Here is a 22489-nt window from a genome sequence, read left to right on the forward strand (position 1 = left end):
GGAGCGCTAGGATTCGCCCTTGCGCTCGTAGTCGGCGAGCGAGCTGCGGCCGGCGATCTCGCTGCGCAGCTGCTCGAAGCGCCTGTTCGCCTCGTCCTGCTGGACGTCGACGAAATGCACCGCGGCCTCACTCGTCATGGGGCCGCTGACCACGGGCGTGGACTGTTCGCCGATGGTCTCGTGGACGTAATACTGGCCGTCATCGCCGCGATGGACCGTCCATTTCAGCCGGATCGTGACCATCGGGCCGGGGCCGACCTTGCTATAGCCATCGGCGTCGGTGTGCTCCGGCACCAGCGGCTGCTCTTCGACCATTGGATGCTCGTCGACTGACTGATGCTCGTCGACCGACGGATGCTCGTCGACAGCCGAATACTCATCGACGACCTGATGCTCGTCGGGGTCCACGTGCTCGCGCTCTCCGGCAACCACGATCTCCGTCTCGGTCTTGCGAATGACGAGGACGGGCTCGGGGTGCTCCAGGATGCTGGCGATGGTTGCCAGCGCGTGGTCGGTCGGGTCGATCTCTGACAAGGGTTGATCCTCCAGCTCGGCACGGCCGGCTAGTCCTGTCCCGCTGCCGCCGCGCTTCCGTCACCATTACGCGCGCTTGATTAAGGCTGAGTTGGGGCTCGATCTGCACCAAAATGGGACGCATTCTGGCCTTCCGAAGGCGGGTGGACCAAGCATGATCCGGAAAAGTGCGCAGCGGTTTTCCGAAAAGATCATGCTCAAACAATAACCAAAGCGCGATGACGATTCATCGCGCTTTGTCCATCCGCATTCGGCTTGTTCAGCCCAGCACGTCCTGATTGATGATGTTCTGCCGGATGGGATCGCCGTCCAGCACACTCAGGATGTTGCGCGCGGTCTGCTCGCTCATGCGGCTGACCGCCTCCACCGTGACGCCGGCGACGTGGGGGGCGATGATGACGTTGGGCAGCGCGAACAGCGCGTTGCTGACCGGCGGCGGCTCCACCTCGAACACGTCGATGCCGGCGCCGGCGAGCTTGCCGGAGACCAGGGCGTCGTACAGCGCGGCTTCCTTCACGATGCCGCCGCGCGCGGTGTTGATGAGATAGGATTTCGGCTTCATCCGGCCGATCCGCGCTGCATCGAACAGACCGACGGTTTCCGGCGTCTTCGGGCAGTGGATGGTGACGAAATCGGCGTGAGGCAGCGCGGCGTCGAGGTCGGCGACGGGCTCGCAGCCGGCAGCCTTGATCTCGGCGGCTGGCTTGTAGGGATCGTAGACCTGCACGGTCATTTCCATCGCCAGGCACCGCTTGGCGGTACGGCTGCCGATGCGGCCGAAGCCTATGATCAGCACGGTTTTGCCGTACAGATCGAACGGCAGCATGCCGAGCCGGTCGGCCCATTTGCCGTCCTTGACGCAGGCGTGCAACTCGTTCGCGCGCTTGGCCAGCGTCAGCATCATGAACAGCGCCTGCTCGGCGACCGAGGGCGAGTTGGCGCTGCCCGCGACCATCAGCGGCACCTTGCGGCGGGAAAGGGCGGGCACGTCGACGGCGTCGTAGCCGACGCCGATGCGGGTCACGACCTTCATGTCCTTGGACGCCTCGAGCTCGGTCTCGCCGAAGGCGGTGGCGCCGAGCGCCACGCCATGGACCGGCGCATGGCTCTTCAGCAAGGCCTCGAAATCCCTGGCCGAGATCAGGTTCGCAAACTCGACGAGCTCGATATCGTCCCGCTGGGTAAGGAGGGCGCGTGCCCCTTGCGACAAAGTTTGTGTAACGAAAATCTTCTTCTTGTTGGTCGCCATCGTCCCCTGCCTGCGCGAGTTTCTTGGACCGGCGTCACAACACGACGCCGGTCGCCTCGTTTAGCAGGTGCATGTTATTGAGGTCCATCGCCAAACGCATGGGTGCCCCGTCCTTGGCGCCGGCGTTGGGATCGACGCGGCCGCAGATCGGCGTGCCCTCGAGCCCGAAATAGACCAGGGTCTCCATTCCCATCGGCTCGGTGACGTCGAGCACGGTCTCGAAGGTCTCGACGCCCGGCCCCAGATGCGCATGCGACTCGGTGAGATGCTCGGGCCGCAGGCCGAGCAGCAGCTTGTCGGTGCGCGGCAGCGCGTTGTAGCGCGCCGCGCGGGCCGGCGGCAGCGCGAACGCGATGCGGTCGGTGAGCCGGATCTGGAGCGTGCCGCCGGCGTCCTCGAGCCGGCACGGGATGAAGTTCATGGCGGGCGACCCGATGAAGCCGGCGACGAAGCGCGTGGCCGGCTTGTGGTAGAGCTCGTTCGGGGTGCCGATCTGCTCGATCTTGCCCTTGTTCATCACCACCACACGGTCGGCCAAGGTCATCGCCTCGACCTGGTCGTGGGTGACGTACACGGTCGTGGTGCGGACCTTCTGGTGCACCTTCTTGATCTCGATCCGCATCTGCACGCGCAGCTTGGCGTCGAGATTGGACAACGGCTCGTCGAACAGGAAGACTTTCGGGTTGCGCACGATGGCCCGGCCCATCGCGACGCGCTGGCGCTGGCCGCCCGAGAGCTGTTTCGGCTTGCGGTCGATCAGGTCGGTGATGTCGAGGAGGCGGGCGGCTTCCGTGACCCGCGCCTTGATCTCGGCCTTGGGATAATGCTTCAGGCGCAGCCCGAACGACATGTTCTCCGCGACCGTCATGTGCGGATAGAGTGCGTAGTTCTGGAACACCATCGCGATGTCGCGGTCTTTCGGCGGCACGTCGTTGACGACGTCGCCGCCGATCATGATGTCGCCGTCGCTGATGTCCTCGAGGCCTGCGATCATCCGCAGCGTCGTCGACTTGCCGCAGCCGGAGGGGCCGACCAGCACGATGAACTCATGGTCGGCGATATCCAGATCGATGCCGCGCACGGCTTCGACGTCGTCGTAACGCTTAACCACTTTCCGCAAAGCAACGTCAGCCATGAGACATCAACCCTTTGTCGCACCGGCGGTCAGGCCGGCAATGTAGTAGTCCATCAGGAAGGCGTAGATGATCAGCGGCGGCGCCGCGCCGAGCAGCGCGCCGGTCATGATCTGTCCCCAGTTGAAGACGTCGCCCTTGATCAGCGTCGTGGTGATGCCGACCGGCAGCACCAGTTGGTCCACCGAGGTCGTGAACACCAGGGGATAGAGGAACTGCGCCCAGGATACGGTGAACGCGAAGATGGTCGCGGCGATCAGGCCGGGCAGCGCGACGGGGATGAATATCCGCGTCAGGGTCTGCAGCCAGGAGGCGCCGTCGATCAGCGCGGCCTCGTCCAGCTCCTTCGGGATCGAGGCGAAATAGCCGATCATGATCCAGGTGCAGAACGGCACCGTCAGCGTCGGATAGATGAACAGCAGCACGTACCATCTGTTGAGCAGCGTGATGCCGGTGATGTCCTGGACCATTCCGAGCACCTTGAACAGGGGAATGAACAGAAGACTGTCCGGGATCAAATAGGTGAGGAAGACGCCGGTGGCCAGCGTCGCGGAGCCCCAGAACTTCATCCGGGCCAGCGCAAAGGCGGCAGGGATGCTGATCAGCATCGTGATGATGACGACCACGATCGACACGATCGACGAATTCCAGAAGAAGCGCAGGAACTGGTTCGAGCTCAGGAGCTCGACATAGTTCGACAGCGTCGGATGGAACACCCACCAGGGATTGGTCGCCGCCGATATTTCCGCGCTGCTCTTGAGCGAGGTGATCAGCATGTAGATCGGCGGCGTCAGGAAGAAGATCGCAAACAGCACCAGGAAGAAATAAGACCAGCGCAGCGCCCAGGTGCGGTCGCGGCTCATGCTGCCGTATTTGATCTTGCGGGAGGGGCCGGCCTTGTCGATTGCAAGCGTGCTCATCAGGCTTCATTCCCGCGTTTGTTGACATCGCGCAGGATGAAGATCGCTGCGACGGCGAGGATCGGCACCATGAACAGGGAGACGCAGGCGCCGAGCGGAATATCGCTGCTCTGGATGCCGACCTGGAATGCCCAGGTGGCGAACAGATGCGTTGTATCCAGCGGGCCCCCTGACGTCAGGATGCGCACGATGTCGAAATTGGCGAAGGTCACGATCAGCGAGAACAGCGTCGTGATGGCGATGATGTTGCGCATCATCGGCAGCGTCACGTACCAGATCCGCTGCCACCAATTGGCGCCGTCGATCGCCGCGGCCTCATAGAGCTGTTCGGGCACGGATTTCAGCGCGGCGAGGTACATGATCAGGAAGAACGGCGCGCCGTACCAGACGTTGACCAGGATGACGGAGAAGCGCGCCCAGAAAGTGTCGCCGAGCCAGGGGATCGGACCGACGCCGAAGAAGGACAGCGTGTAGTTGAAGGCGCTGTAGGAGGGATCGAACAGCCACAGCCAGGCCAGCGTGCTCATCGCCGGCGGAATCACCCAGGGCACCAGCAGCATGCCGCGCCATTTGCGCTGCTTCTTGCCCGGAATGTTGTGGACGAAATGCGCGACGATGAAACCGATCAGCGCCTTGAAGACCACCGCGGTGATGGCGAAGATGCAGGACTGCCGCACCACCATCCAGAACGTCTCGCGCTTGAACAGGAAGGTGAAGTTGCTGAGGCCGACGAACTTCGTCATCGCCTTGTTCAGCGTCGCGAGGTACACCGAGTAGAAGGCGGGGTAGAGCACGAGCAGGACGATCAGAAGGATCAGCGGAAGCGTCAGGAAGAACGCCACCGTCGATTTCCGTCCGAGCGCGTTGCGCAGGCTTGATCCCTTCCGCGCGCCCCTTGCACGGACGGCGCGACCTTGCTCGACGACGACATCGGCCATCTCAGCTTCCTTGAATCAGCTCTATTGGATCTACTTCTTTGTCCAACCGCGAAGCCGGCCATTGGGGTCGGCTTCCCGGCCATGCGAATTCGATGACGGGATGCAGGCGGCTCACGCAGATGGCGTGAACCGCCCCGCACACCCCACCTAGCTCCGCATGAAGCCTTCGCACTCGCCCTCGGCCCAGGCGAGGGCCTGATCCATGGTCTCGCCGCGTGCAAAACGCAGCGCCATCTTGGTCAGCGTCGCCTGGAAATAGATCTGCTGCGCGATCTTGGGCGGTGCCGGGGACGCCGCGATCGACAGCGTCTGATGCTTGTAGGGGTCGGGATAGTGGAAGAGCGTTCCCTTCGGCGGCCCTTCCTCTTCCCATGTCTTGAGCTTGGTCATGTTGGCGTAGGCCGGCAGGTCGTAGCCGCCGCTCACCGCGACGAACTTCTCGATCGACGATGGCGAGGACATGTGAACGAGCAGGCTCTTGGCCGCCTCCTTGTTCTTGCCAAAACTCCAGACACCCCAGAAATAGGGCAGGTACGGTGCAAACCGGCCCTTCGGACCGGACGGGAATCCGTGCGTCCAGCACTGCTCGGCAACCTGCGGCGCATCGCGCTTGGCGACGGCCCAGGCGCTCGGCGGATTGAGGATCATCGCGCCGCGGCCGGAGATCAGCCATTTGTTGTTGGAGGCGTCGTCCCAGGACGGCGCATCCGGCGGCAGGAAGGCGATCAGCTTCTTGTAGAACTCCATGGCCTGGCGAACCTGATCGGTCTTCACCGTGATGTCGCCCTTGGCGTTGACGAGCTCGGCGCCGAACGACTGGAAGATCGCGCCGGCGGTGTCCACGCTGTCGGTGGTCTCGCCGAGACCGATGCCGAACGGAACGCCGGCCTTGTGGCAAGCCTCGGCTGCCTTCAGGAAGGTCTCCATGGTCCAGTTCTCGACCTTGGGCGGGCCGCCGACCGGGTACATCTCCTGCACGTCGATGCCGGCATGCTTCTTCATCAGGTCAATGCGGGAGCAGGGACCCTTGATCTGGCTGCCGGGTGTCGCGGGCACTGCGAGCCATTTGCCGCCCGACTGCCCGAGATATTTGACCGTGCCGTTCACCTCACCGTTCTGCTTGAGAAGCGGCTCCATGACGTCGTTGAGCGGCTCGAGATTCTCGGCATAGGCCTGCGGCCACCAGCTCGGCATCTGCAGGATGTCATGACCAGACTTCGCCTGGGCTTCCGCCGCAGCGGTCAGCTCGATCTTCTTGTTGTTGCTGGTGATGTAGTCGATGGAGACTTCGACCTTCTCCTTCGCGGCCCATTCGTTGACGAGGTCGGTCGAGGCCTTGTTGGCGCCCGGCACCCAATGGTCCCAGAAACCGATCGAGAGTTTGCCGGCGGCGTAAGCGCCCCGGACATAGGGCGCTGTGATCAGCGCCGCGGAGGACATTGCAGTGGCAGCCACAAATTGACGTCGCGTCAGTGTCTTGCGTGACATCTCGTTTCCTCGCCTGGGTGTTTGTTGTTGGAGTTTCCTCTAAGACTTCTTTTCCGAGTTCTTGTTGTTGGATTTTCTTATTGATGCCGTCGGCCCAGGTGAACAATTCACGCAGGCCGCAGCAAATTGGTAGCGCGATCAGATCATGATTGACCGCGTCTGTCGAGAAAGCCGAACGGCTCGCGCCTAGAACTAACGTTGCGTCCTCGAACGCGGCAGCGCTGTGCCGGTGGTGAGCTGCGATCGCTTGTTTTGCGACGCACACGTCGCGAGAGCCGGCCTGGAACGATCCGTGCGCAATTACGCCGCAGTTTCGAATAAGCCTGCATAACCGCTTCGCGCGAAAGACTTTTCGGGCGTGGACAGCATTCGGCCGCGTCTGGACCGCGAAGCGGCGGAAACGATAGAGTTGCAGCTGGCGGGTGACTCCGCCCCAACACGCCAGTCAGATCGACGATGGAGACGAGAATGATCAACCCGGCGCCGTCTGCGCGGCTTCACATGCGGCGATGGTTCGCACTGGGGGCCGTGCTTACGCTGCTGCTCGGTGCGGCCGCAGTGGCCCATGCTCAAGGCCTGGTCAAGGGCGTTCAGGACGGCGCGGCGGCCGGAAACAAGGCGGCAGGTCCCGTCGGTGGCGTGCTCGGCGGTGCAATCGGCGGCGTGGTCGGCGTTTTCACCGGCGTGCTCGGCGTCGGCAATAACAACGGCAATCAGGCCCCGGCCGCCAGGGATGCAGGCAAGGATGCCAAGCAGCAGGGCGCCGCCAAGGACAAGGATGCCAAGGACAAGGACGCAAAGGGCGCCAAAGCAGGCAAGGGCGCCAAGGCGAGCAAGGAGGCCAAGAACGCACCGCAGGGCAAGGACAATAAGGATGTCACCGTCCTCACCCAGACTGGCGCGCCGCAGCAGACCGCCGAGCAGATCGTCGCCAACAGCGATTCCTATATCGAGCGGATCAAGACTCAGCTGAATCTTACGGCTGATCAGGAGAAGCACTGGTACGGCTTCTCGAGCGCAATGCACTACCTTGGGCATAATGGTGCAGAGCGGCTCAACTTGCGGGTTGCGCGCGCCAAGCGGGATCCGCCCGACGACATTATCGAGCAGATGCGAAACGAGGCGCAGTTCCTGATCGACCGCGCCGCCGACCAGCGCAATGTCGCCGACGCCGCCGAGCCGCTCTTTTCGAGCCTCGATGACAAGCAGAAGCAGGTCTTCATTCAGGAGATGGTGCGGCTGAGCCACGAGCGCGGATTGGATTGATCAAGTTGAATCGGATCGGGCGCGTCTGAATTAACGGAGCCGGCCACGAATTCGTGAATCCTCTCCAAAGTTGAGGTATGATTATCTTCGCAAGCTGACTGCGGGGTTGATATGGCGGACGGACTCTCCGTTTTCCTGGTCGAAGACGAGGCGTTGATCCGGATGATGATCGCCGACATGGTGACGGAACTCGGCCACCACGTCGTTGCGGAAGCGGACAATGTCCGGGACGCCAGCGCGTTCGCCATGACCGCGCAATACGATATGGCCATCCTCGACATCAACCTGATGGGCCTTTACGTCGATCCCGTCGCCGACCTGATCGAACGTCGCGGAAAGCCGTTCATGTTCGCCACGGGGTACGGTCCGGAATTGCTGCCGTCCTTGCTCAGACGCAGGCCGATCCTGCGCAAGCCGATCGCTATGGATCAGCTCAAGGCGATGATCGATTCCATGTTTCCGGGAGCCCCGGCCAAAGCGCCGCACTGAGTGAAGGCGAAGGCGCCGCACTGGTGACGGCGAAGACGCCGCACTCGTGACGGCGAAGACGCCGCACTGAGATAGCCCAACGAAAATGGCCGCCCGTCAGGGGCGGCCATTTGGCGGCAGGATTTGTCGTGGTCTCAGATCAGGCCGGCGCCGAGGTCGATGCCGTACGCCATCAGGCCGAACGAGGCGACCAGGCCCGTGCAGCAGAACAGCAAGATGGTCTTGAAGGACGAATCGGCGAAACGCGTTTCGACGACGGCCGGCATCGCGGCGATCGAAATCATGCTCATGTCATTGCCCCCTTGTTGACCCTGAATTGCATCAGGTGAGGGAACCCTAGGGCAAAAAGTTTGACGTCAGATTGGGGGACATCCTTAACGGAGTCCCAATCGGATTCCGCAATTCTCCGGCGCGGCGGGCCGGATTGCAAGTCTCAGTTGCGGCCGTTCTTCAGCACCCTGGCAATGGTGTGGGCCGTCATGGCCGCGCGGTCGGAAGCGCGCTGGGCGGCCAGCCGGTCTCGGGCCTTTTCCTCGATCAGAAGGTCGATCAGCGCCAGCCGCTTGTCTTCGTCATCCGCCTCGCTCAGCAGGCGATGATAGCGGTGGTAGTCGAAACCAAAATCCTGCTTACGCATGTCACGCCCCCGCAACTACGCCACACACAAACACACGGCAGGATTGTTTCTCATCCGGAACACGCAGGCAAGCACGTTCATGTATGGAACCGCGCGTGCGCGGCAATCAGCTGTGCATTAATGGAACCGTGACCAGGAAGGACGACCGAACTTCAGTTTGGATTTGAGTCGGCGAACATCTTCAGGCCGACGAAGCTCGCGTCTGGCTTCGTCACGAGCTTGGTCGGAATGTTGCGCAGATAGTCCTGGAAGCGCCCCTTGGCTTCGAAGCGCGCCCGGAACGCAGAGGCGAGAAGGAACTCGGGGAAACGCGGCACGATTCCGCCGGCCACATAGACACCGCCGCGGGCACCGAACGTCACCGCAAGATTGCCGGCGACCGAGCCAAGGATGGCACAAAACATCTCCAGCGTTGCGCGGCTGACGGGACAGGTGCCTTCCATCGCGGCCTTGGTGATGGCGGCAGCGTCGCGATGCGGCACCTGGGCGCCGTCAACCTCAGCCAAGGCCTCGTAGAGGTTTTGCAGCCCGGAACCCGAGAGCGCGCCGCGCTCGATGGAGACGTGGCCAAGGCGTCCGCGCAAGCACGCAATCACACGTTCCTCGCGCTCGTTCTCCGCCGGCAGGGTCGCATGTCCTGCTTCGGTGACGACGGCGAGGCGCGCGCCGTGGCGTTCGACCAGACAGGAGACGCCAAAGCCGGTTCCGGGGCCAACCACCAGCAACGGCTCTCCGGCGAGGCCATTTTGTCCGCCGAGCGGGATCAGATCCGCAGGCTGCAAGGCGGGCAGGGACCAGGCCACCACCTCGAAATCGTTGAGCACATGGACGCTGTCGAAGCCGAGAGCCGGCTGCAGCTCGTTGCCGTCGATGACCCAGGGACTGTTGGTCATGACGCAGCGGTTGTTGGTGACGGGGCCCGCCACGGCCAGCACGGCTCTTTGCGGCTGCTCGCCCCCTGATCGGCGCGTCAGCACGTCCGCGATGGCTTCCCGGACGGTCGGGAAGTCGGCGACCTTCACATAATCGATCGGTCCGGTCTGGTCGCCGCTGCCGAGGTCGCCGCGGCCCAATTCGCTCCGGCTCAGCGCGAAGCGCGCATTGGTGCCGCCGATATCGGCGAGAAGTATCTGTCCTGTCTTGCCGATATTCATGACTTCGTGGCCGCCGCCGCCTTGCGGCACGACAACCCTGTCCTCCAGTCCTTCGACCCGGTCCGCGCAGTCACGGACAGTGCGAGAATCCGCCCTTGGGTGCGCCTAGTCAACACGGACGAGGCCAAACCGTTGCATCATGGCGGCCGTCTGGCGACCAATTCGCACGGCGCGGGCGGTTGCGAAGCTGCGCGGGAAGGCCGACACTCAGAGGACTTGTCCGGTGCCGGCGCGCCGGGCACATCGAATGAGACCGGCGATGAAGATTTCCGACCGCGACGTGCTGCTGGCGATCGACGTGCAGAACGATTTCTGCACCGGCGGGGCGCTTGCCGTTCCCGGCGGCGAGAAGGTCGTCCCTGCCATCAACCGAATCGCCCAAAAATTCGCCAATGTGGTGCTGACCCAGGACTGGCATCCGCGCGACCACGTCTCGTTCGCGCCGAACCATGCGGGCAAGCAGCCGTTCCAGACCATCGAGCTCGAATACGGCACTCAGGTGCTCTGGCCGGCGCACTGCGTGCAGGGTACCTCCGGGGCGGAGTTCCATCGCGATCTCGACGTCGTCAGGGCGAGCCTCGTGGTGCGCAAGGGCTTTCGCCGTGGCATCGATTCCTATTCGGCGCTGTTCGAGAACGACAAGCGGACGCCGACGGGCCTGCTTGGATATTTGCGCGAACGCGAGCTGAAGACCGTGTTCGTCGTCGGCCTCGCGCTCGATTTCTGCGTCCGCTTCTCGGCGGAGGATGCCCGCAAGGCAGGATTCGAGGTCGCCGTCATCGAGGACGCCTGCCGTGGCATCGATCTCGACGGCTCGGTCGCTGCGGCCCATCGGAGTTTTCGCGACCTCGGCATCTCCATCGTGAGCCTCGAGGCGTTCCTGTGACGATCGTGAGATGGCCATGGTGAAGCGGACCGGCAAACAGAGCGGCGCACAGGGGGCTGCCCCAGACGACCCGCTGCTGTGGCCGTTTGCAGCGGCGCGCCTTGCGATGGACAGCTGCTTCTGGTGGCTGGAGCGCGGTCCGGCGGAGCAGGGCGACAGCACTCTGCCCTGGACGACGCCGAGCACCGTCGCGCTCGAGCTCGCGACCATGCGCCTGCGCGATTGCTCGCAGACGCGGTCCGGCCAGCTGGCGCTGGTCTGCGCGCCCTATGCGCTGCATCGGGCCCTGATCGCCGATTTCGCCCCCGGCCACAGTGTAGTGCAGTCGCTGCAAGCCGGCGGCATCGACCGGGTCTATCTCACCGATTGGCGGTCGGCGACGCCGGACATGCGCTATCTCTCGATCGACAGTTATCTCGGCGATCTCAACGTCGCCATCGACGAGATCGGCGCGCCGGTCGATCTGGTCGGCTTGTGCCAGGGCGGCTGGCTGTCGCTGCTTTATGCGTCGCGCTTTCCGGCCAAGGTGCGGCGGCTGGTGCTGGTCGGCGCTCCCGTGGATCTGTCGATCGAGTCCTCGTTGTGCCGGCTCACCCGCAACGCGCCCGAGATGGTCTACGACCAGCTCGTCGTACGCGGCGGCGGCAATGTCCGCGGCGAGGAGATGCTGCGCTTCTGGTCCAAGGCGCCGAACCGCGATGATATCGTAACGGCGTTGCAGAGAGACCTGTCGGACGCGGAGGGCGCGGCGCTGCTCGCGCGGTTCGACCGCTGGAACGCCGAGACGCTCGATCTGCCGGGCAAATATTACCTGGAGATCGTCAACCGGATTTTCCGGGAGAACCAGATCGCTAGCGGCAGTTTCGTCGCTCTTGGTCGCACGGTCGATCCGAGGGACGTCAAGGCGCCGGTCTTCCTGCTGGCCGGGCTCGACGACGAGGTCGTGCCGGCTGCGCAGGCGCTCGCCACTGCGGGTCTCCTCGGCACGGCGCCGGCCTTCATTGCGGCGGCTTCCGAGCCGAGCAATCACCTCGGCCTGTTCATGGGCGCGCGCACCCACGCGCATGCCTGGCCGCGGATCGCCGCCTGGCTGCGCGACGATCTATCCGGTGTGCTGGCCCGCAGCGCCTGAGCTCGCCAAGGTATCGGGCAGACCATGGCGCTTGGCAGACGGCGCCGGGCAGACCGCGGCGCAAATCCGTTATGCATGACGGCGGATGGCCTGCACGGGACCGGGTCGATGGGCTACATAGGGACTGGAGCCGACGGCTGCGGCAGCGAAGAGATTAAGGGTACTGCGCTCGATGACTTTCCACTCGATCTACGCCCACGGATTTGCGCGCGTGGCGGCCTGTGTCACCACGTCCCATGTCGCCGATCCCTCGGCCAACGCCAAGGCCGTGCTGGCGGCGGCCAATGCCTGCCATGAGCAGTCGGTGGCGGTCGCGGTGTTTCCCGAGCTGTGCCTGTCCGGCTATGCGATCGAAGACCTCGTCAAGCAGGATCCGCTGCTCGATGCGGTCGCGCGCGGCCTCGTAGGCCTCGTCGAGGCCTCCGCGGGACTGATGACGGTGCTGATCGTCGGGGCGCCGCTACGCTTTGGTCATCGCATCTACAATTGTGCCGTCGTCATTCACCGCGGCAACATCCTCGGCGTGGTGCCGAAGACCTACCTGCCGACCTACCGCGAATTCTACGAAGGCCGGCATTTCGCCTCCGGCGCCGGCATCGCCGGGGAGACGATCGCGTTCGGCGGGCTGCATGCGCCGTTCGGCGTCGACCTCTTGTTTGCGGCCGAGGACGTTCCGGGCCTCACAATCGGCGTCGAGATCTGCGAGGACATGTGGATCCCGGTGACGCCGGCCTCGGAGCTCGCACTTGCCGGCGCGAGCGTGCTGATCAATCTCTCGGGGAGCCCGATCACGATCGGCCGGGCGCGCTCGCGCGCGTTGTTGTGCCAATCGACGTCGGCGCGCTGCCTCGCGGCGTACGTCTATTCGGCTGCCGGGGCAGGGGAATCCACCACTGATCTTTCCTGGGACGGCCAGACCTCGATCTATGAGAACGGCGTGCTGCTGGCCGAGGGCGAGCGGTTCCGCCAGGGCGGCCAGATCACGCTGGCTGACGTCGATCTCGATCTGCTCAGGCAGGAACGTGCCTCGATGGGGACGTTCGACGACAACCGCCGCCAGCGCGAGGCGTTTTTCCGCAAGGTGACATTCGCGCTGAAGCCGCCGGCCGCCGATATCGGCTTCCTGCGCAAGGTCGAGCGCTTTCCGTTCGTGCCGAGCGACGAAAGCCTGCTCGAGCAGGATTGCTACGAGGCCTACAACATCCAGGTCGCCGGCCTCGTGCAGCGCATGCGCGCCACCGGCACCAAGCGCGTCGTGATCGGCGTGTCGGGCGGGCTTGATTCCACGCATGCGTTGATCGTCGCCGCCAAGGCGGTCGACCTGCTCGGTCTGCCACGTGAGAACATCCTGGCCTACACCATGCCCGGTTTTGCCACCGGCAGCGAAAGCAAGACCCACGCGCTGGCCCTGATGCAGGCGTTGCAGACGAGTTGGCAGGAACTCGACATCCGCACCACGGCGACGCAGATGCTGAAGGACATCGGCCATCCCTTCGGCAACGGCGAGAAGGTCTACGATGTCACCTTCGAGAACGTGCAAGCGGGACTGCGCACGGACTACCTGTTCCGACTCGCCAACCATCACGGCGGCATCGTCATCGGAACCGGCGATCTCTCCGAGCTCGCGCTCGGCTGGTGCACCTATGGCGTCGGCGACCAGATGGCACATTACAACGTCAATGCCGGCGTGCCGAAGACGCTGATCCAGCATCTGATCCGCTGGGTGATCTCATCGAAGCAGTTCAGCGACGACGTCAACCGGACGCTTGGCTCGATCCTGATCGCCGAGATCTCGCCCGAGCTGGTGCCGGTCGAGCCCGGCGAGAAGCCGCAGAGCACCGAAGCATCCGTCGGCCCTTACGAGCTGCAGGATTTCAACCTGTTCTACACGCTGCGGTTCGGCATGCGTCCGTCCAAGATCGCCTTCATGGCGCAGCACGCGTGGAACGATGCCGCCAAGGGCGAATGGCCGCCGGCGTTCCCGCGCGACCGGCGCAAGGCCTATGATCTCAAGGACATCCGCCGCTGGCTCGAGGTGTTCCTGCGCCGCTTCTTCGCCTTCAGCCAATTCAAGCGCTCGGCGATGCCGAACGGTCCGAAGGTCTCGGCGGGCGGCTCGTTGTCGCCCCGCGGCGACTGGCGCGCGCCGTCGGATTCGAGCGCGGCGGCATGGCTCGAGGATCTCGAGCGGAACGTGCCGAACTGATCGGGACGGCGGATCGTTGGGGAGATGATCTGATGTCGGCAGGGGATGGAGCGGAAGCGGAGGAGGCCAGGGTCGTCAACGGCCTCTATATCTTCGACATCGAGATGCGCGACGGCAAGCGCGGGCAGGCGAGGGGCGTCGTCGTGCTGTGCGACGGACGCATCATGGGCGGCGACAGCTATTTCTACTACACCGGCACCTACACCTTCCGGAACGGCAAGTGGCGGGGCGATATGATCGTCAATCAGCACACCGAAGCGGTCGGCAGGACGCTTGCGTTCGGAGGCAGGGAGGTCACCTGCGGCTTCTCGGGCGACTACTCGGCCGGCGGCGCCGAGGTCGAAGGCATGGCGCTGGTCGGCAAGACCACCGTGACATTCACGGCCCGCCTCACATTGAAGGACGCGATGTAAGTCCGCGTGATGGGCCCTCGTTCCTGCTCAGGAACCTTCGCACCCACAGAACGTTCGCGTCTGTTGTTGCGAATTGTCGAGGAGAGGGACCATGCGTCAACACTTGATGTTATCGACTGCGGCCGTCGGGCTCATGCTCGCGTCCGGCATTGCCTACGCCCAGGCGCCCGGTGAGCGCAGAGACGAGCCAAAACGGACCGAGGAACCGGCGAAAGGCGCCGCGCCCCAGCGCGGTGGTGCAGCTCAAGAACGGGTTCAAGATCGCGCCCAGGGCGCACAAGAGAAAATGCAGGGAGCCGGCCGCGAGGAGAAGGGCGGCGGCCGCCGTGCAGACGAAGAGAAGGGACGACCGGGCACCGCCGCCGAACGCGGCCAGCCAAATGCGAAGGAGCAGTCACAGGAGTCCCGTGAGCCATCGCGAGATCGCAACCGCGAAGCCGACACGGCGAAACAAGGTCGCGAGACCGGCAAGAGCAGCGCCGAGACGAAGCAGGACAAGTCCGCGCCGCAGAAATCAACGGCCGAGACCGAGAAGTCCAAGACCGGCCCGGCCGGCCAGCAGAACGAGCGGACGGGAGCCGCGGCCAACCAGAAGGAGCAGAACCAGCCTCCGCGCAATGCGGCCGAGCAACAGCCGGCGCAACAGAACAACCGGCCGGCCACCGCGACGGACACGAACCGCGCGGCTCCGACCAACAATGCGCAAACCGCGCCTTCCGGCACGCAGACCAATCAAGCCAATCAGACCACCCAGACCAACACACAGGTTGGTCAGCAGACCAGCGTGACCACCGAGAAGCAGGTGCGGATGTCTGAAACGGTGAGCCGTGCGCGGTTGGCGCAGCCGGAGCGCAACCTGAACATCTCGATCCGGATCGGCGAGACGATCCCGCCGCGCGTGCGTCTCTACCGGCTGCCGCCCGAGATCGTCACGATCGAGCCCCAATATCGGGATTACGAGTATTTCGCGACCGATGACGACGTCGTCATCGTGGAGCCACGGACGCATCGCATCGTCAGCCAGGTGCCGCGCGATCCGTCGCGAGCCCGCGCGCAGATGGGCGGCGCGGCCTCGTCGAACATGGCAGCCGCCGGAGGCGCGACGAGCAACAGCGTGAACTGTCAGGTCATGCGGCGTGATGCGTCGGGCAATGTCGCCCAGGCAGAGCCGGCAACTGTCGGCTCGACCGCGCGCACGGATTCGCTGAGCGTGACGGTTCAGATGCCGGATGGCAGCTCGTCCGCACCGGTCGCCCTTGGGGCGGCCGCCGGCAATATCGTGGTGGCGACGCAAGGGCAGGGCGACTGCACGGTGACGATCGAGCCGCAGACACGCTGATCGAAAGACGATTCTGAAACGACAACGCGCCGCCCGGTTGCCCCAACCGGACGGCGCGTTGCTGCGTTCAATCTGAAAGTTTCGAGGTCCGGAGTGCCTAGGAGTCCGGACCTCGTCACCTTGCCCCAGCCTTCAATCCCCCGCCTCATGTGGTCCCCCAACCCCATGTAGCGCGATCAGAGGGTGATGCCCGTGGAAGTGGCCGCCGATCGATGCACGCGATGTACGTGACATCGCGATAGGATTCCATTCCGGATCACTACGGGCATAGATACCGCTTGCCATGTGCCCGTTCTGCACCGGTGGTCTGATCGCAGTTGCATGATCCGCAGCAACGCGATCGGCAGAATGTCCACACCTCCTCGGCGCCGCTGAGCCTCGATTTCACGGGCCTGTCATTGAACTGGTCTAGCGCTGCTCCCGTCATCGCTGACGGCGAAGGAGCAAGCCATGTCGAAGCCGGTGCTGGGCGCCGCATTGTCCATCAAATCGATCCCCGCGCATCGCGACTGGCTTCTCGACCGGCAGCGCGATCTCGAAATCCAGGATTTCTTCCGCGCCGATCTCCTCGACAGCGATTGGCGCAGCACCGCCGGCGAGATCAAGCAGATGCTGGCGGGCCATACCGGCCGGCTCGGCATCCACGGCCCGTTCTGGGGCTTCAAGATCGACAGCCACGATCCCATGATCCGCCAGGCCGTGACCAAGCGCCTGCTTCAGGGCCTCGATGCCGCCGAGTTCCTCGGCGCGACGCAGATGGTGATCCATTCGCCGTTCACGACCTGGGATCACAACAATCTCGATCTCTATCCTGACAATCGCGGCAATCTGGTCGAACGCGTCAAGGCGACGCTCGCCGAGGTGATCGCGCGCGCCGAAACCATCGGCTGCGAGATCGTCATCGAGAACATCGAGGACAAGGATCCGCGCGACCGCGTCCGTCTCGCCAGGGCGCTCGAAAGTGCCAAGGTCCGCGTCTCGCTCGACACCGGGCATGCCAACTACGCCCACATCTCCACCGGTGCGCCGCCGGTCGACTATTACGTCGAGACCGCCGGCGACATGCTGACCCATGTGCATCTGCAGGACACCGACGGCTTTGCCGACCGGCACTGGGCGCCGGGCGAAGGCAACATCCCCTGGGTCGCCGTGTTCCGCGCGCTGGGACGGCTGACTTCCAATCCGCGGCTGATCCTCGAACTCCGCAACCACGACGACGTCCGCGCCGGCGCAGCCCATCTCGCCGCGCTCGGTCTTGCCGAATAACCGCATCATCTGGGGCTACCGCCATGAGCAAATTCACCCGTCGCACCATCCTGAAGACCGGCGGCGCCGCCGCAAGCACGTTGCTGCTGCCGCGTTTTGCCATCGCGCAGGGCGACAACCGTCCGTCGGTGACGATCGCCGTGCAGAAGGTGACGAATGCGAACGTGCTCGACGTGCTGCGCGAGCAGTCCAATGTCGGCGAGCGCGTGTTCTTCTCCTCGATCTGGGAAGGCCTGATCTCCAAGAACTGGCGCGGCAACCTCGAGGCCGTGCCCGGCCTTGCCACCGAGTGGCGCCGCATCGACGACCAGACCGTCGAGGTAAAGCTGCGTCAGGGCGTCAAATTCCACAACGGCGACGAGATGACCGCAGAGGACGTCGTCTTCACCTTCAGCCGCGAGCGCATGTTCGGCGAGACCGAGGCCAAGAGCCGCTCGACCATCCAGGCCTTCGAGAAGATCCCGACGCCGCGTCCGGGCAAGGAATTGCCGCCGGACGTGCCGGCCGTTGCCCGCCGCATCTGGCCGGATCTCGTGCGCGTCGACGCCGTCGATAAATACACCGTGCGCTTCTACAACGCGACGCCCGACGTCACGATCGAAGGCCGGCTGTCGCGCTACGGCTCCGACATCATGAACCGCCGCGCCTGGGACGAATCCGCGAGCTATCTCGACTGGGCGCGCAAGCCGGTCACGACCGGTCCCTACAGGGTCGTCGAGCTCAAGCCCGACGTGTCGCTGACCCTCGAAGCGCATGACGAATATTGGGGCGGCCGTCCGCCGCTCAAGCGCATCCGCTTCCTCGAAGTGCCCGAAGTCGCGAGCCGCATCAACGGACTGCTCTCGGGCGAATACCAGTTCGCCTGCGATATCCCGCCGGACCAGATCGCCGGCATCGAGAAGAACGCCGCGTTCGAAGTGCAGGGCGGCACCATCCTCAACCACCGCCTGACCGTGTTCGACAAGAACCACGCCCAGCTCGCCAATCCCTTGGTGCGGCGCGCCTTCACCCACGCGATCGACCGCCAGGCCATCGTCGACAGCCTGTGGGCCGGCCGCACCCGTGTGCCGAAGGGGCTGCAGTGGGAATTCTACGGCGACATGTTCAACGCCGACTGGAGCGTGCCGGCCTACGATCCGAAGCTCGCGCAGGATCTGCTCAAGCAGGCCAATTACAAGGGCGATCCGATTCCGTATCGCCTGCTCAACAATTACTACACCAACCAGGTCGCGACCGCGCAGGTGCTGGTCGAGATGTGGAAGTCGGTCGGCCTCAACGTCCAGATCGAGACCAAGGAGAACTGGTCGCAGATCATGGAGCGCGGGTCGGCCCGTGCCGTGCGCGACTGGTCGAACTCGGCCGCCTTCAACGATCCCGTGTCCTCGCTGGTCGCCCAGCACGGTCCGAACGGCCAGCAACAGCAGATCGGTGAATGGACCAATGTCGAGCTGAACAAGCTCTCGGAGTTCCTGGAAACCTCGACCGACCGTGCCGCCCGCAAGAAGGCGTTCCGCCGCATGCTGGAGATCGCCGAGCGCGAAGACCCCGCCTACACGGTGCTGCACCAGAACGCGACGTTCACGGCCAAACCGAAGTCGATCAAGTGGAAGGCGTCACCGGCGTTCGCGATGGATTTCCGCGCCGGCAATTTCGAGGCCTGAGGTGACGCCGCTGGTCAGCATTGCAGGCCTGAGCGTCGCCTTCAGCGGCGTGCCGGTCCTGCGCGGTGTCGATCTCGCTATCGGCAAGGGCGAGGCTCTCGGCCTCGTCGGCGAGTCCGGATCGGGCAAGTCGGTGACGTGGCTTGCCGCGCTCGGGCTGCTGCCGCGGCATGCCAAGGTCTCGGGCTCGGTGCGGCTCGACGGACGGGAGATCCTGGGCGCGCCGGCCGCCGAGCTCGACCAGGTCAGGGGCGGGCGCGTCGCCATGATCTTCCAGGATCCGGCGAGCGCCCTCAACCCGGTCTTGACCATCCGCAGGCAGCTCTGCGAAGCGCTGTCGCTGCATCGGGATCTCCAAGGCAACGCCGTGAAGGCGGAAGCGCGGCGGCTGCTCGATCTCGTCGGCATTCCCGATGCGGGCCGGCGATTAGAGGCCTATCCGCACGAATTCTCCGGCGGCCAGGTCCAGCGCATCATGATCGCGATGGCGCTCGCCGGAAATCCGGACCTCCTCATCGCGGATGAGCCGACCACCGCGCTCGATGCCACCATTCAGGCCCAGATCCTGGAGCTGCTCTCGACGGTCCGCCGCGAGCTCGGCATGGCGATGGTGCTGATCAGCCACGATCTCGGCGTCGTCGCGGAGAATTGCGACCGTGTCGCCGTGATGTATGCCGGCCGCATCGTCGAGCAGGCCCCCAGCAACCAGCTGTTCGCCGATCCCGTGCACCCCTATGCCCAGGGCCTGATCGGCGCGCTGCCGCCGCTCGACGGACCACGCCGCCGTCTCACCGCCATTCCCGGCACCGTGCCCGATCCCGCGAAAATGCCTGATGGCTGCGCCTTCGCGCCGCGCTGTACGCTGGCGTCCGAGCCGTGTAGCCGTGCCGCGCCGACCTTGGCGCCGATCGCGGACGGCCGCGCTGTCGCCTGCATCCGCGCCGAAGCTTCGCGCCGCGCGCTGCTCGGGATCGCCGCCGAATGAGCCCGCCGCTCGTCGAGGTGTCCGAAATCTCCCGCAGTTATTCGATGCGCTCCGGCATGTTCGGCCGCAGCACGGCGGTCCGTGCCGTCGATGGCGTGTCGCTGACCATTCCCAAAGGCGAGACGCTCGGCCTCGTCGGCGAGTCCGGCTCGGGCAAGTCCACCACCGGACGCATCGTGCTCGGCCTGGAGCCGCCCGATAGCGGCGAGGTGAGGTTCGACGGCAAGCCGATGGCTGCGCCGGGCACGGCCGCATGGCGTGCGCAACGCGCCCGCATGCAAATGATCTTCCAGGACCCGCTCGGCGCACTGGACCGGCGCTTGCCGGTCGCCGCGCAAATCCGCGAGCCGCTCGACATTCACGGGCTCGGCACGCCCGACGCGCGCGAGGAGCGCGTCCGCGAATTGCTGCGCGCCGTCGAGCTCACCCCGGCGCATGGCGCGCGTTATCCGGGCGCACTGTCCGGCGGCCAGCGCCAGCGCATCGTGCTGGCGCGGGCGCTCGCCACGAAGCCCGATTTCCTGGTCTGCGACGAGCCGGTCAGCGCGCTCGACGTCTCGATCCAGGCGCAGGTGGTGAACCTGCTTTGCGATCTCCAGGCCCAGCTCTCGCTCACCTTGCTGTTCATCAGCCACGATCTGCGCGTCGTCAGGCAGATCAGCAATGTCGTCGCCGTGATGTATCTCGGCCGCATCGTCGAGATCGGCAGCGCCGACGATCTGTTCGCGCGGCCCGAGCATCCCTATACCCAGGCGCTGGTCTCGGCTTCGCCCGCGCCAGGCCGCCGCAGCGCCGGCCGCATCGTGCTCGCGGGCGATCCGCCAAACCCGGCCGCGCGACCGCAAGGCTGCGCCTTCCATCCGCGCTGCCCGCGCGCGATCGCACGCTGCGCGCGCGAGGTGCCGGCACTCGCGGCCGTCGGCGGCAACAGGCAGGTCGCCTGCCATCTCGTCACCGGCGCCGAGACTCGGGACGCCGCGTGATGGGACACTACTTCGCCATTCGCATTGGACGTGCGGCGCTGACGATCGTGCTCGTCGTCACCTTCGCCTTCGTGGTGCTGCGTCTCTCCGGCGATCCCGCGCTGATGATTTTGGGACCGGAAGCGCCGCCCGAGGTGCTCGCGGCGTTCCGCAAGGCCTGGGGCCTCGATGATCCCATCTGGTTTCAGTATCTCGATTACTTCGGTGCCATCGCCAAGGGCGAGCTCGGCCGCTCCATGCGTGACGGCCGACCCGCGATCGAGCTGGTGCTGGAGCGGATTCCGGCGACGCTGGCGCTGACCTTGCCGGCCTTCGCCTTCAAGGTCGCGCTCGGCATTCCCGCCGGCATCTATGCCGCGCTGCATCGGGGCTCCGCGATCGACCGCGCCGTGATGATGACGGCGGTGGCCGGCTTCACCGTGCCGAGCTTCGTGCTGGCGCTGCTGCTGGTACTGGTTTTCGCCGTGCAGCTCGGCTGGCTGCCCTCGGGCGGGCAGGACAGTTGGCGCCACGCGATCCTGCCTATCGCGACGCTCAGCCTCGGCGGTGCCGCGGTGCTGGCACGCTTCACCCGCAGCGCGATGCTGGAGGTGCTGGGTCAGCCCTATATCCGCACCGCGTCGGCCAAGGGCGTGCCGTGGCGCAGGGTGGTGACGTCGCATGCGCTGCCGAACGCGGCGATTCCGACCGTCACCATTCTGGGCTTCATGGTGGGCACGCTGATCGCGGGCGCGGTGGTGGTCGAGAGTGTATTTGCCTGGCCGGGAGTAGGGCGGCTTCTCGTTGTTGCGGTTGCCAATCGCGACCTCGCCGTCGTGCAATGCATCCTGCTTCTTGTGGCGATGACCATGGTCACATCCAACCTCATTGTCGACTTCCTCTACGGCTTCCTTGATCCGCGGTTGCGCGCCAAAGGAGCCCACGCATGACCGACGCGACGCTGAAGGACACCACCGTCCGCCGTCGCATCCGCCTGCCGGCGATCCCAATCTCGGTCGCGCTCGCGGTCGCCTGGATTGTCGCGATGCTGGTCATTGCAGCCTTCGCCGAGAAGATCGCGCCCTACGGCTACACTCAGCTCGATTTGCGTAACCGCTTGGCCGCGCCCGGCAATGCCGCGCACTGGCTCGGCACCGACGAGCTCGGCCGGGACGTGCTGTCGCGGCTGCTCGTCTCCATCCGGATCTCGCTGCTGATTGCCTTCGGCGCCACCGCCATCTCGGCGGTGGTCGGCACCACGCTCGGCTTCCTCGCCGCGCATTTCCGCGGAGCCGTAGAGCAGCTCGTGTTGATGCTGACCGACTTCCAGGCCAGCATGCCCTTCCTGATCATGGCGCTCGCGGTGCTCGCCTTCTTCGGCAATTCGCTGCCGCTGCTGATCGGCCTGATGGGACTATTCGGCTGGGAGCGCTATGCCCGCATCGCGCGGGGCCTTGCCATCTCGGCCAATGCGCAAGGCTACGCCGCCGCGGTCCGCCAGTTAGGCGCGACGCCGCCCCGGATTTACCTTCGGCACATCCTGCCCAACATCGCCTCGACCCTGATCGTCTCGACCACGCTGGTCTTCCCCGAGGTGATCCTGATGGAGTCGGGCCTATCCTTCCTTGGCCTTGGCGTGCAGCCGCCGATGACCAGCCTCGGCAACATGGTCGGTTACGGCCGCGAATATCTGACCCGGGCGCCCTGGATCATGCTGGCGCCGGCGACCACGATCGTGGTCACCACCCTGGCGGTTTCGGTGATCGGGGACTGGCTGCGCGACCGGCTCGATCCGACCCTGCAATAGGGGCCGTCCCGTAGCCCCCGGATT

At 65.0% G+C, this 22489-nt stretch carries 22 protein-coding genes; 13 read left to right on the plus strand and 9 right to left on the minus strand.

What is annotated here, in order from left to right; translation table 11 throughout:
- Nucleotides 1-6: 6 nt before the first annotated feature.
- The 6 genes from BM190_RS40530 to BM190_RS20045 all read right to left on the minus strand — a co-directional run bounded on the left by BM190_RS40530 (nt 7) and on the right by BM190_RS20045 (nt 6262).
- Nucleotides 7-534: a hypothetical protein gene (locus tag BM190_RS40530; protein ID WP_177237172.1), complete on the minus strand. Its 528-nt coding sequence runs from the start codon at nt 532-534 to the stop codon at nt 7-9.
- A 259-nt stretch (nt 535-793) separates the two neighbouring features.
- Nucleotides 794-1783 carry a hydroxyacid dehydrogenase gene (locus tag BM190_RS20025; RefSeq protein ID WP_092258067.1) on the minus strand — a complete coding sequence of 330 codons (990 nt, stop codon included), beginning with the start codon at nt 1781-1783 and terminating at the stop codon, nt 794-796.
- A 34-nt stretch (nt 1784-1817) separates the two neighbouring features.
- On the minus strand, nt 1818-2918 hold the full coding sequence (locus BM190_RS20030; RefSeq protein WP_018318005.1) for an ABC transporter ATP-binding protein: 1101 nt from the start codon (nt 2916-2918) through the stop codon (nt 1818-1820).
- Nucleotides 2919-2924: 6 nt separating this feature from the next.
- Nucleotides 2925-3836: a carbohydrate ABC transporter permease gene (locus tag BM190_RS20035; protein WP_018318006.1), complete on the minus strand. Its 912-nt coding sequence runs from the start codon at nt 3834-3836 to the stop codon at nt 2925-2927.
- Nucleotides 3836-4774 carry a carbohydrate ABC transporter permease gene (locus tag BM190_RS20040; RefSeq protein WP_018318007.1) on the minus strand — a complete coding sequence of 313 codons (939 nt, stop codon included), beginning with the start codon at nt 4772-4774 and terminating at the stop codon, nt 3836-3838. Before BM190_RS20040 ends, BM190_RS20035 begins: the two co-directional genes overlap by 1 nt.
- A gap of 147 nt (nt 4775-4921) precedes the next feature.
- Nucleotides 4922-6262 (minus strand): ABC transporter substrate-binding protein, encoded by a 1341-nt coding sequence (locus BM190_RS20045; RefSeq protein ID WP_018318008.1) that lies wholly within the window; start codon nt 6260-6262, stop codon nt 4922-4924.
- 468 nt (nt 6263-6730) lie between these two features.
- Here BM190_RS20045 and BM190_RS20050 point away from each other — a divergent pair, with 468 nt between their 5' ends.
- Together BM190_RS20050 and BM190_RS20055 are read left to right on the plus strand one after the other, a co-directional pair.
- Nucleotides 6731-7528, plus strand: coding sequence for a Spy/CpxP family protein refolding chaperone (locus tag BM190_RS20050; RefSeq protein WP_092258070.1), 798 nt, complete (start codon nt 6731-6733; stop codon nt 7526-7528).
- 111 nt (nt 7529-7639) lie between these two features.
- Nucleotides 7640-8017, plus strand: coding sequence for a response regulator (locus tag BM190_RS20055; RefSeq protein WP_018318010.1), 378 nt, complete (start codon nt 7640-7642; stop codon nt 8015-8017).
- A gap of 134 nt (nt 8018-8151) precedes the next feature.
- Here the strand turns inward: BM190_RS20055 and BM190_RS40535 are convergent, their stop codons facing one another.
- The 3 genes from BM190_RS40535 to glk all read right to left on the minus strand — a co-directional run bounded on the left by BM190_RS40535 (nt 8152) and on the right by glk (nt 9808).
- Complete coding sequence (locus BM190_RS40535) at nt 8152-8307, minus strand: hypothetical protein (RefSeq protein WP_018318011.1); 156 nt, start codon at nt 8305-8307, stop codon at nt 8152-8154.
- 143 nt (nt 8308-8450) lie between these two features.
- Nucleotides 8451-8654: a hypothetical protein gene (locus tag BM190_RS20060; RefSeq protein WP_018318012.1), complete on the minus strand. Its 204-nt coding sequence runs from the start codon at nt 8652-8654 to the stop codon at nt 8451-8453.
- A 152-nt stretch (nt 8655-8806) separates the two neighbouring features.
- Complete coding sequence (gene glk / locus BM190_RS20065; RefSeq protein WP_092258615.1) at nt 8807-9808, minus strand: glucokinase; 1002 nt, start codon at nt 9806-9808, stop codon at nt 8807-8809.
- Between the two features lie 247 nt (nt 9809-10055).
- On the opposite strand from glk, the gene pncA reads away from it, so the two are divergent.
- The 11 genes from pncA to BM190_RS20120 all read left to right on the plus strand — a co-directional run bounded on the left by pncA (nt 10056) and on the right by BM190_RS20120 (nt 22465).
- A complete protein-coding gene (gene pncA, locus BM190_RS20070; RefSeq protein ID WP_092258074.1) occupies nt 10056-10694 on the plus strand; it encodes a bifunctional nicotinamidase/pyrazinamidase in 639 nt (212 codons plus the stop codon).
- A 16-nt stretch (nt 10695-10710) separates the two neighbouring features.
- Complete coding sequence (locus tag BM190_RS20075; protein ID WP_092258619.1) at nt 10711-11826, plus strand: alpha/beta fold hydrolase; 1116 nt, start codon at nt 10711-10713, stop codon at nt 11824-11826.
- A 172-nt stretch (nt 11827-11998) separates the two neighbouring features.
- Nucleotides 11999-14032: an NAD(+) synthase gene (locus BM190_RS20080; protein WP_092258077.1), complete on the plus strand. Its 2034-nt coding sequence runs from the start codon at nt 11999-12001 to the stop codon at nt 14030-14032.
- Nucleotides 14033-14064: 32 nt separating this feature from the next.
- On the plus strand, nt 14065-14445 hold the full coding sequence (locus BM190_RS20085) for a GrlR family regulatory protein (RefSeq protein ID WP_244550681.1): 381 nt from the start codon (nt 14065-14067) through the stop codon (nt 14443-14445).
- A 133-nt stretch (nt 14446-14578) separates the two neighbouring features.
- On the plus strand, nt 14579-15784 hold the full coding sequence (locus BM190_RS20090) for a DUF1236 domain-containing protein (RefSeq protein ID WP_244550682.1): 1206 nt from the start codon (nt 14579-14581) through the stop codon (nt 15782-15784).
- Nucleotides 15785-16234: 450 nt separating this feature from the next.
- Nucleotides 16235-17050, plus strand: coding sequence for a sugar phosphate isomerase/epimerase family protein (locus BM190_RS20095; RefSeq protein ID WP_018318019.1), 816 nt, complete (start codon nt 16235-16237; stop codon nt 17048-17050).
- Between the two features lie 23 nt (nt 17051-17073).
- Complete coding sequence (locus tag BM190_RS20100; RefSeq protein ID WP_018318020.1) at nt 17074-18711, plus strand: ABC transporter substrate-binding protein; 1638 nt, start codon at nt 17074-17076, stop codon at nt 18709-18711.
- 1 nt (nt 18712) lies between these two features.
- Nucleotides 18713-19696, plus strand: a complete 984-nt coding sequence (locus BM190_RS20105) for an ABC transporter ATP-binding protein (RefSeq protein ID WP_092258085.1) — start codon at nt 18713-18715, stop codon at nt 19694-19696.
- A complete protein-coding gene (locus tag BM190_RS20110; protein ID WP_092258088.1) occupies nt 19693-20679 on the plus strand; it encodes an ABC transporter ATP-binding protein in 987 nt (328 codons plus the stop codon). Before BM190_RS20105 ends, BM190_RS20110 begins: the two co-directional genes overlap by 4 nt.
- Entirely contained in the window at nt 20679-21608 is a 930-nt protein-coding gene (locus BM190_RS20115; RefSeq protein ID WP_177237173.1) for an ABC transporter permease, read from the plus strand. The genes BM190_RS20110 and BM190_RS20115 overlap by 1 nt, the downstream gene beginning before the upstream one ends.
- Nucleotides 21605-22465 (plus strand): ABC transporter permease, encoded by an 861-nt coding sequence (locus BM190_RS20120; RefSeq protein ID WP_092258094.1) that lies wholly within the window; start codon nt 21605-21607, stop codon nt 22463-22465. The genes BM190_RS20115 and BM190_RS20120 overlap by 4 nt, the downstream gene beginning before the upstream one ends.
- The last annotated feature ends 24 nt before the right edge of the window (nt 22466-22489 follow it).

It is taken from the genome of Bradyrhizobium sp. Rc3b, from assembly GCF_900114915.1.
Classification (GTDB): Bacteria; Pseudomonadota; Alphaproteobacteria; order Rhizobiales; family Xanthobacteraceae; genus Bradyrhizobium.

Coding starts and splice junctions, on each gene's coding strand:
- BM190_RS20025 (WP_092258067.1), bottom strand. CDS start 1,783: ATGGCGACCAACAAGAAGAAGATTTTCGTTACACAAACTTTGTCGCAA.
- BM190_RS20030 (WP_018318005.1), bottom strand. CDS start 2,918: ATGGCTGACGTTGCTTTGCGGAAAGTGGTTAAGCGTTACGACGACGTC.
- BM190_RS20035 (WP_018318006.1), bottom strand. CDS start 3,836: ATGAGCACGCTTGCAATCGACAAGGCCGGCCCCTCCCGCAAGATCAAA.
- BM190_RS20040 (WP_018318007.1), bottom strand. CDS start 4,774: ATGGCCGATGTCGTCGTCGAGCAAGGTCGCGCCGTCCGTGCAAGGGGC.
- BM190_RS20045 (WP_018318008.1), bottom strand. CDS start 6,262: ATGTCACGCAAGACACTGACGCGACGTCAATTTGTGGCTGCCACTGCA.
- BM190_RS20050 (WP_092258070.1), top strand. CDS start 6,731: ATGATCAACCCGGCGCCGTCTGCGCGGCTTCACATGCGGCGATGGTTC.
- BM190_RS20055 (WP_018318010.1), top strand. CDS start 7,640: ATGGCGGACGGACTCTCCGTTTTCCTGGTCGAAGACGAGGCGTTGATC.
- BM190_RS40535 (WP_018318011.1), bottom strand. CDS start 8,307: ATGAGCATGATTTCGATCGCCGCGATGCCGGCCGTCGTCGAAACGCGT.
- BM190_RS20060 (WP_018318012.1), bottom strand. CDS start 8,654: ATGCGTAAGCAGGATTTTGGTTTCGACTACCACCGCTATCATCGCCTG.
- glk (WP_092258615.1), bottom strand. CDS start 9,808: ATGAATATCGGCAAGACAGGACAGATACTTCTCGCCGATATCGGCGGC.
- pncA (WP_092258074.1), top strand. CDS start 10,056: ATGAGACCGGCGATGAAGATTTCCGACCGCGACGTGCTGCTGGCGATC.
- BM190_RS20075 (WP_092258619.1), top strand. CDS start 10,711: ATGGTGAAGCGGACCGGCAAACAGAGCGGCGCACAGGGGGCTGCCCCA.
- BM190_RS20080 (WP_092258077.1), top strand. CDS start 11,999: ATGACTTTCCACTCGATCTACGCCCACGGATTTGCGCGCGTGGCGGCC.
- BM190_RS20085 (WP_244550681.1), top strand. CDS start 14,065: ATGTCGGCAGGGGATGGAGCGGAAGCGGAGGAGGCCAGGGTCGTCAAC.
- BM190_RS20090 (WP_244550682.1), top strand. CDS start 14,579: ATGCTCGCGTCCGGCATTGCCTACGCCCAGGCGCCCGGTGAGCGCAGA.
- BM190_RS20095 (WP_018318019.1), top strand. CDS start 16,235: ATGTCGAAGCCGGTGCTGGGCGCCGCATTGTCCATCAAATCGATCCCC.
- BM190_RS20100 (WP_018318020.1), top strand. CDS start 17,074: ATGAGCAAATTCACCCGTCGCACCATCCTGAAGACCGGCGGCGCCGCC.
- BM190_RS20110 (WP_092258088.1), top strand. CDS start 19,693: ATGAGCCCGCCGCTCGTCGAGGTGTCCGAAATCTCCCGCAGTTATTCG.
- BM190_RS20115 (WP_177237173.1), top strand. CDS start 20,679: ATGGGACACTACTTCGCCATTCGCATTGGACGTGCGGCGCTGACGATC.
- BM190_RS20120 (WP_092258094.1), top strand. CDS start 21,605: ATGACCGACGCGACGCTGAAGGACACCACCGTCCGCCGTCGCATCCGC.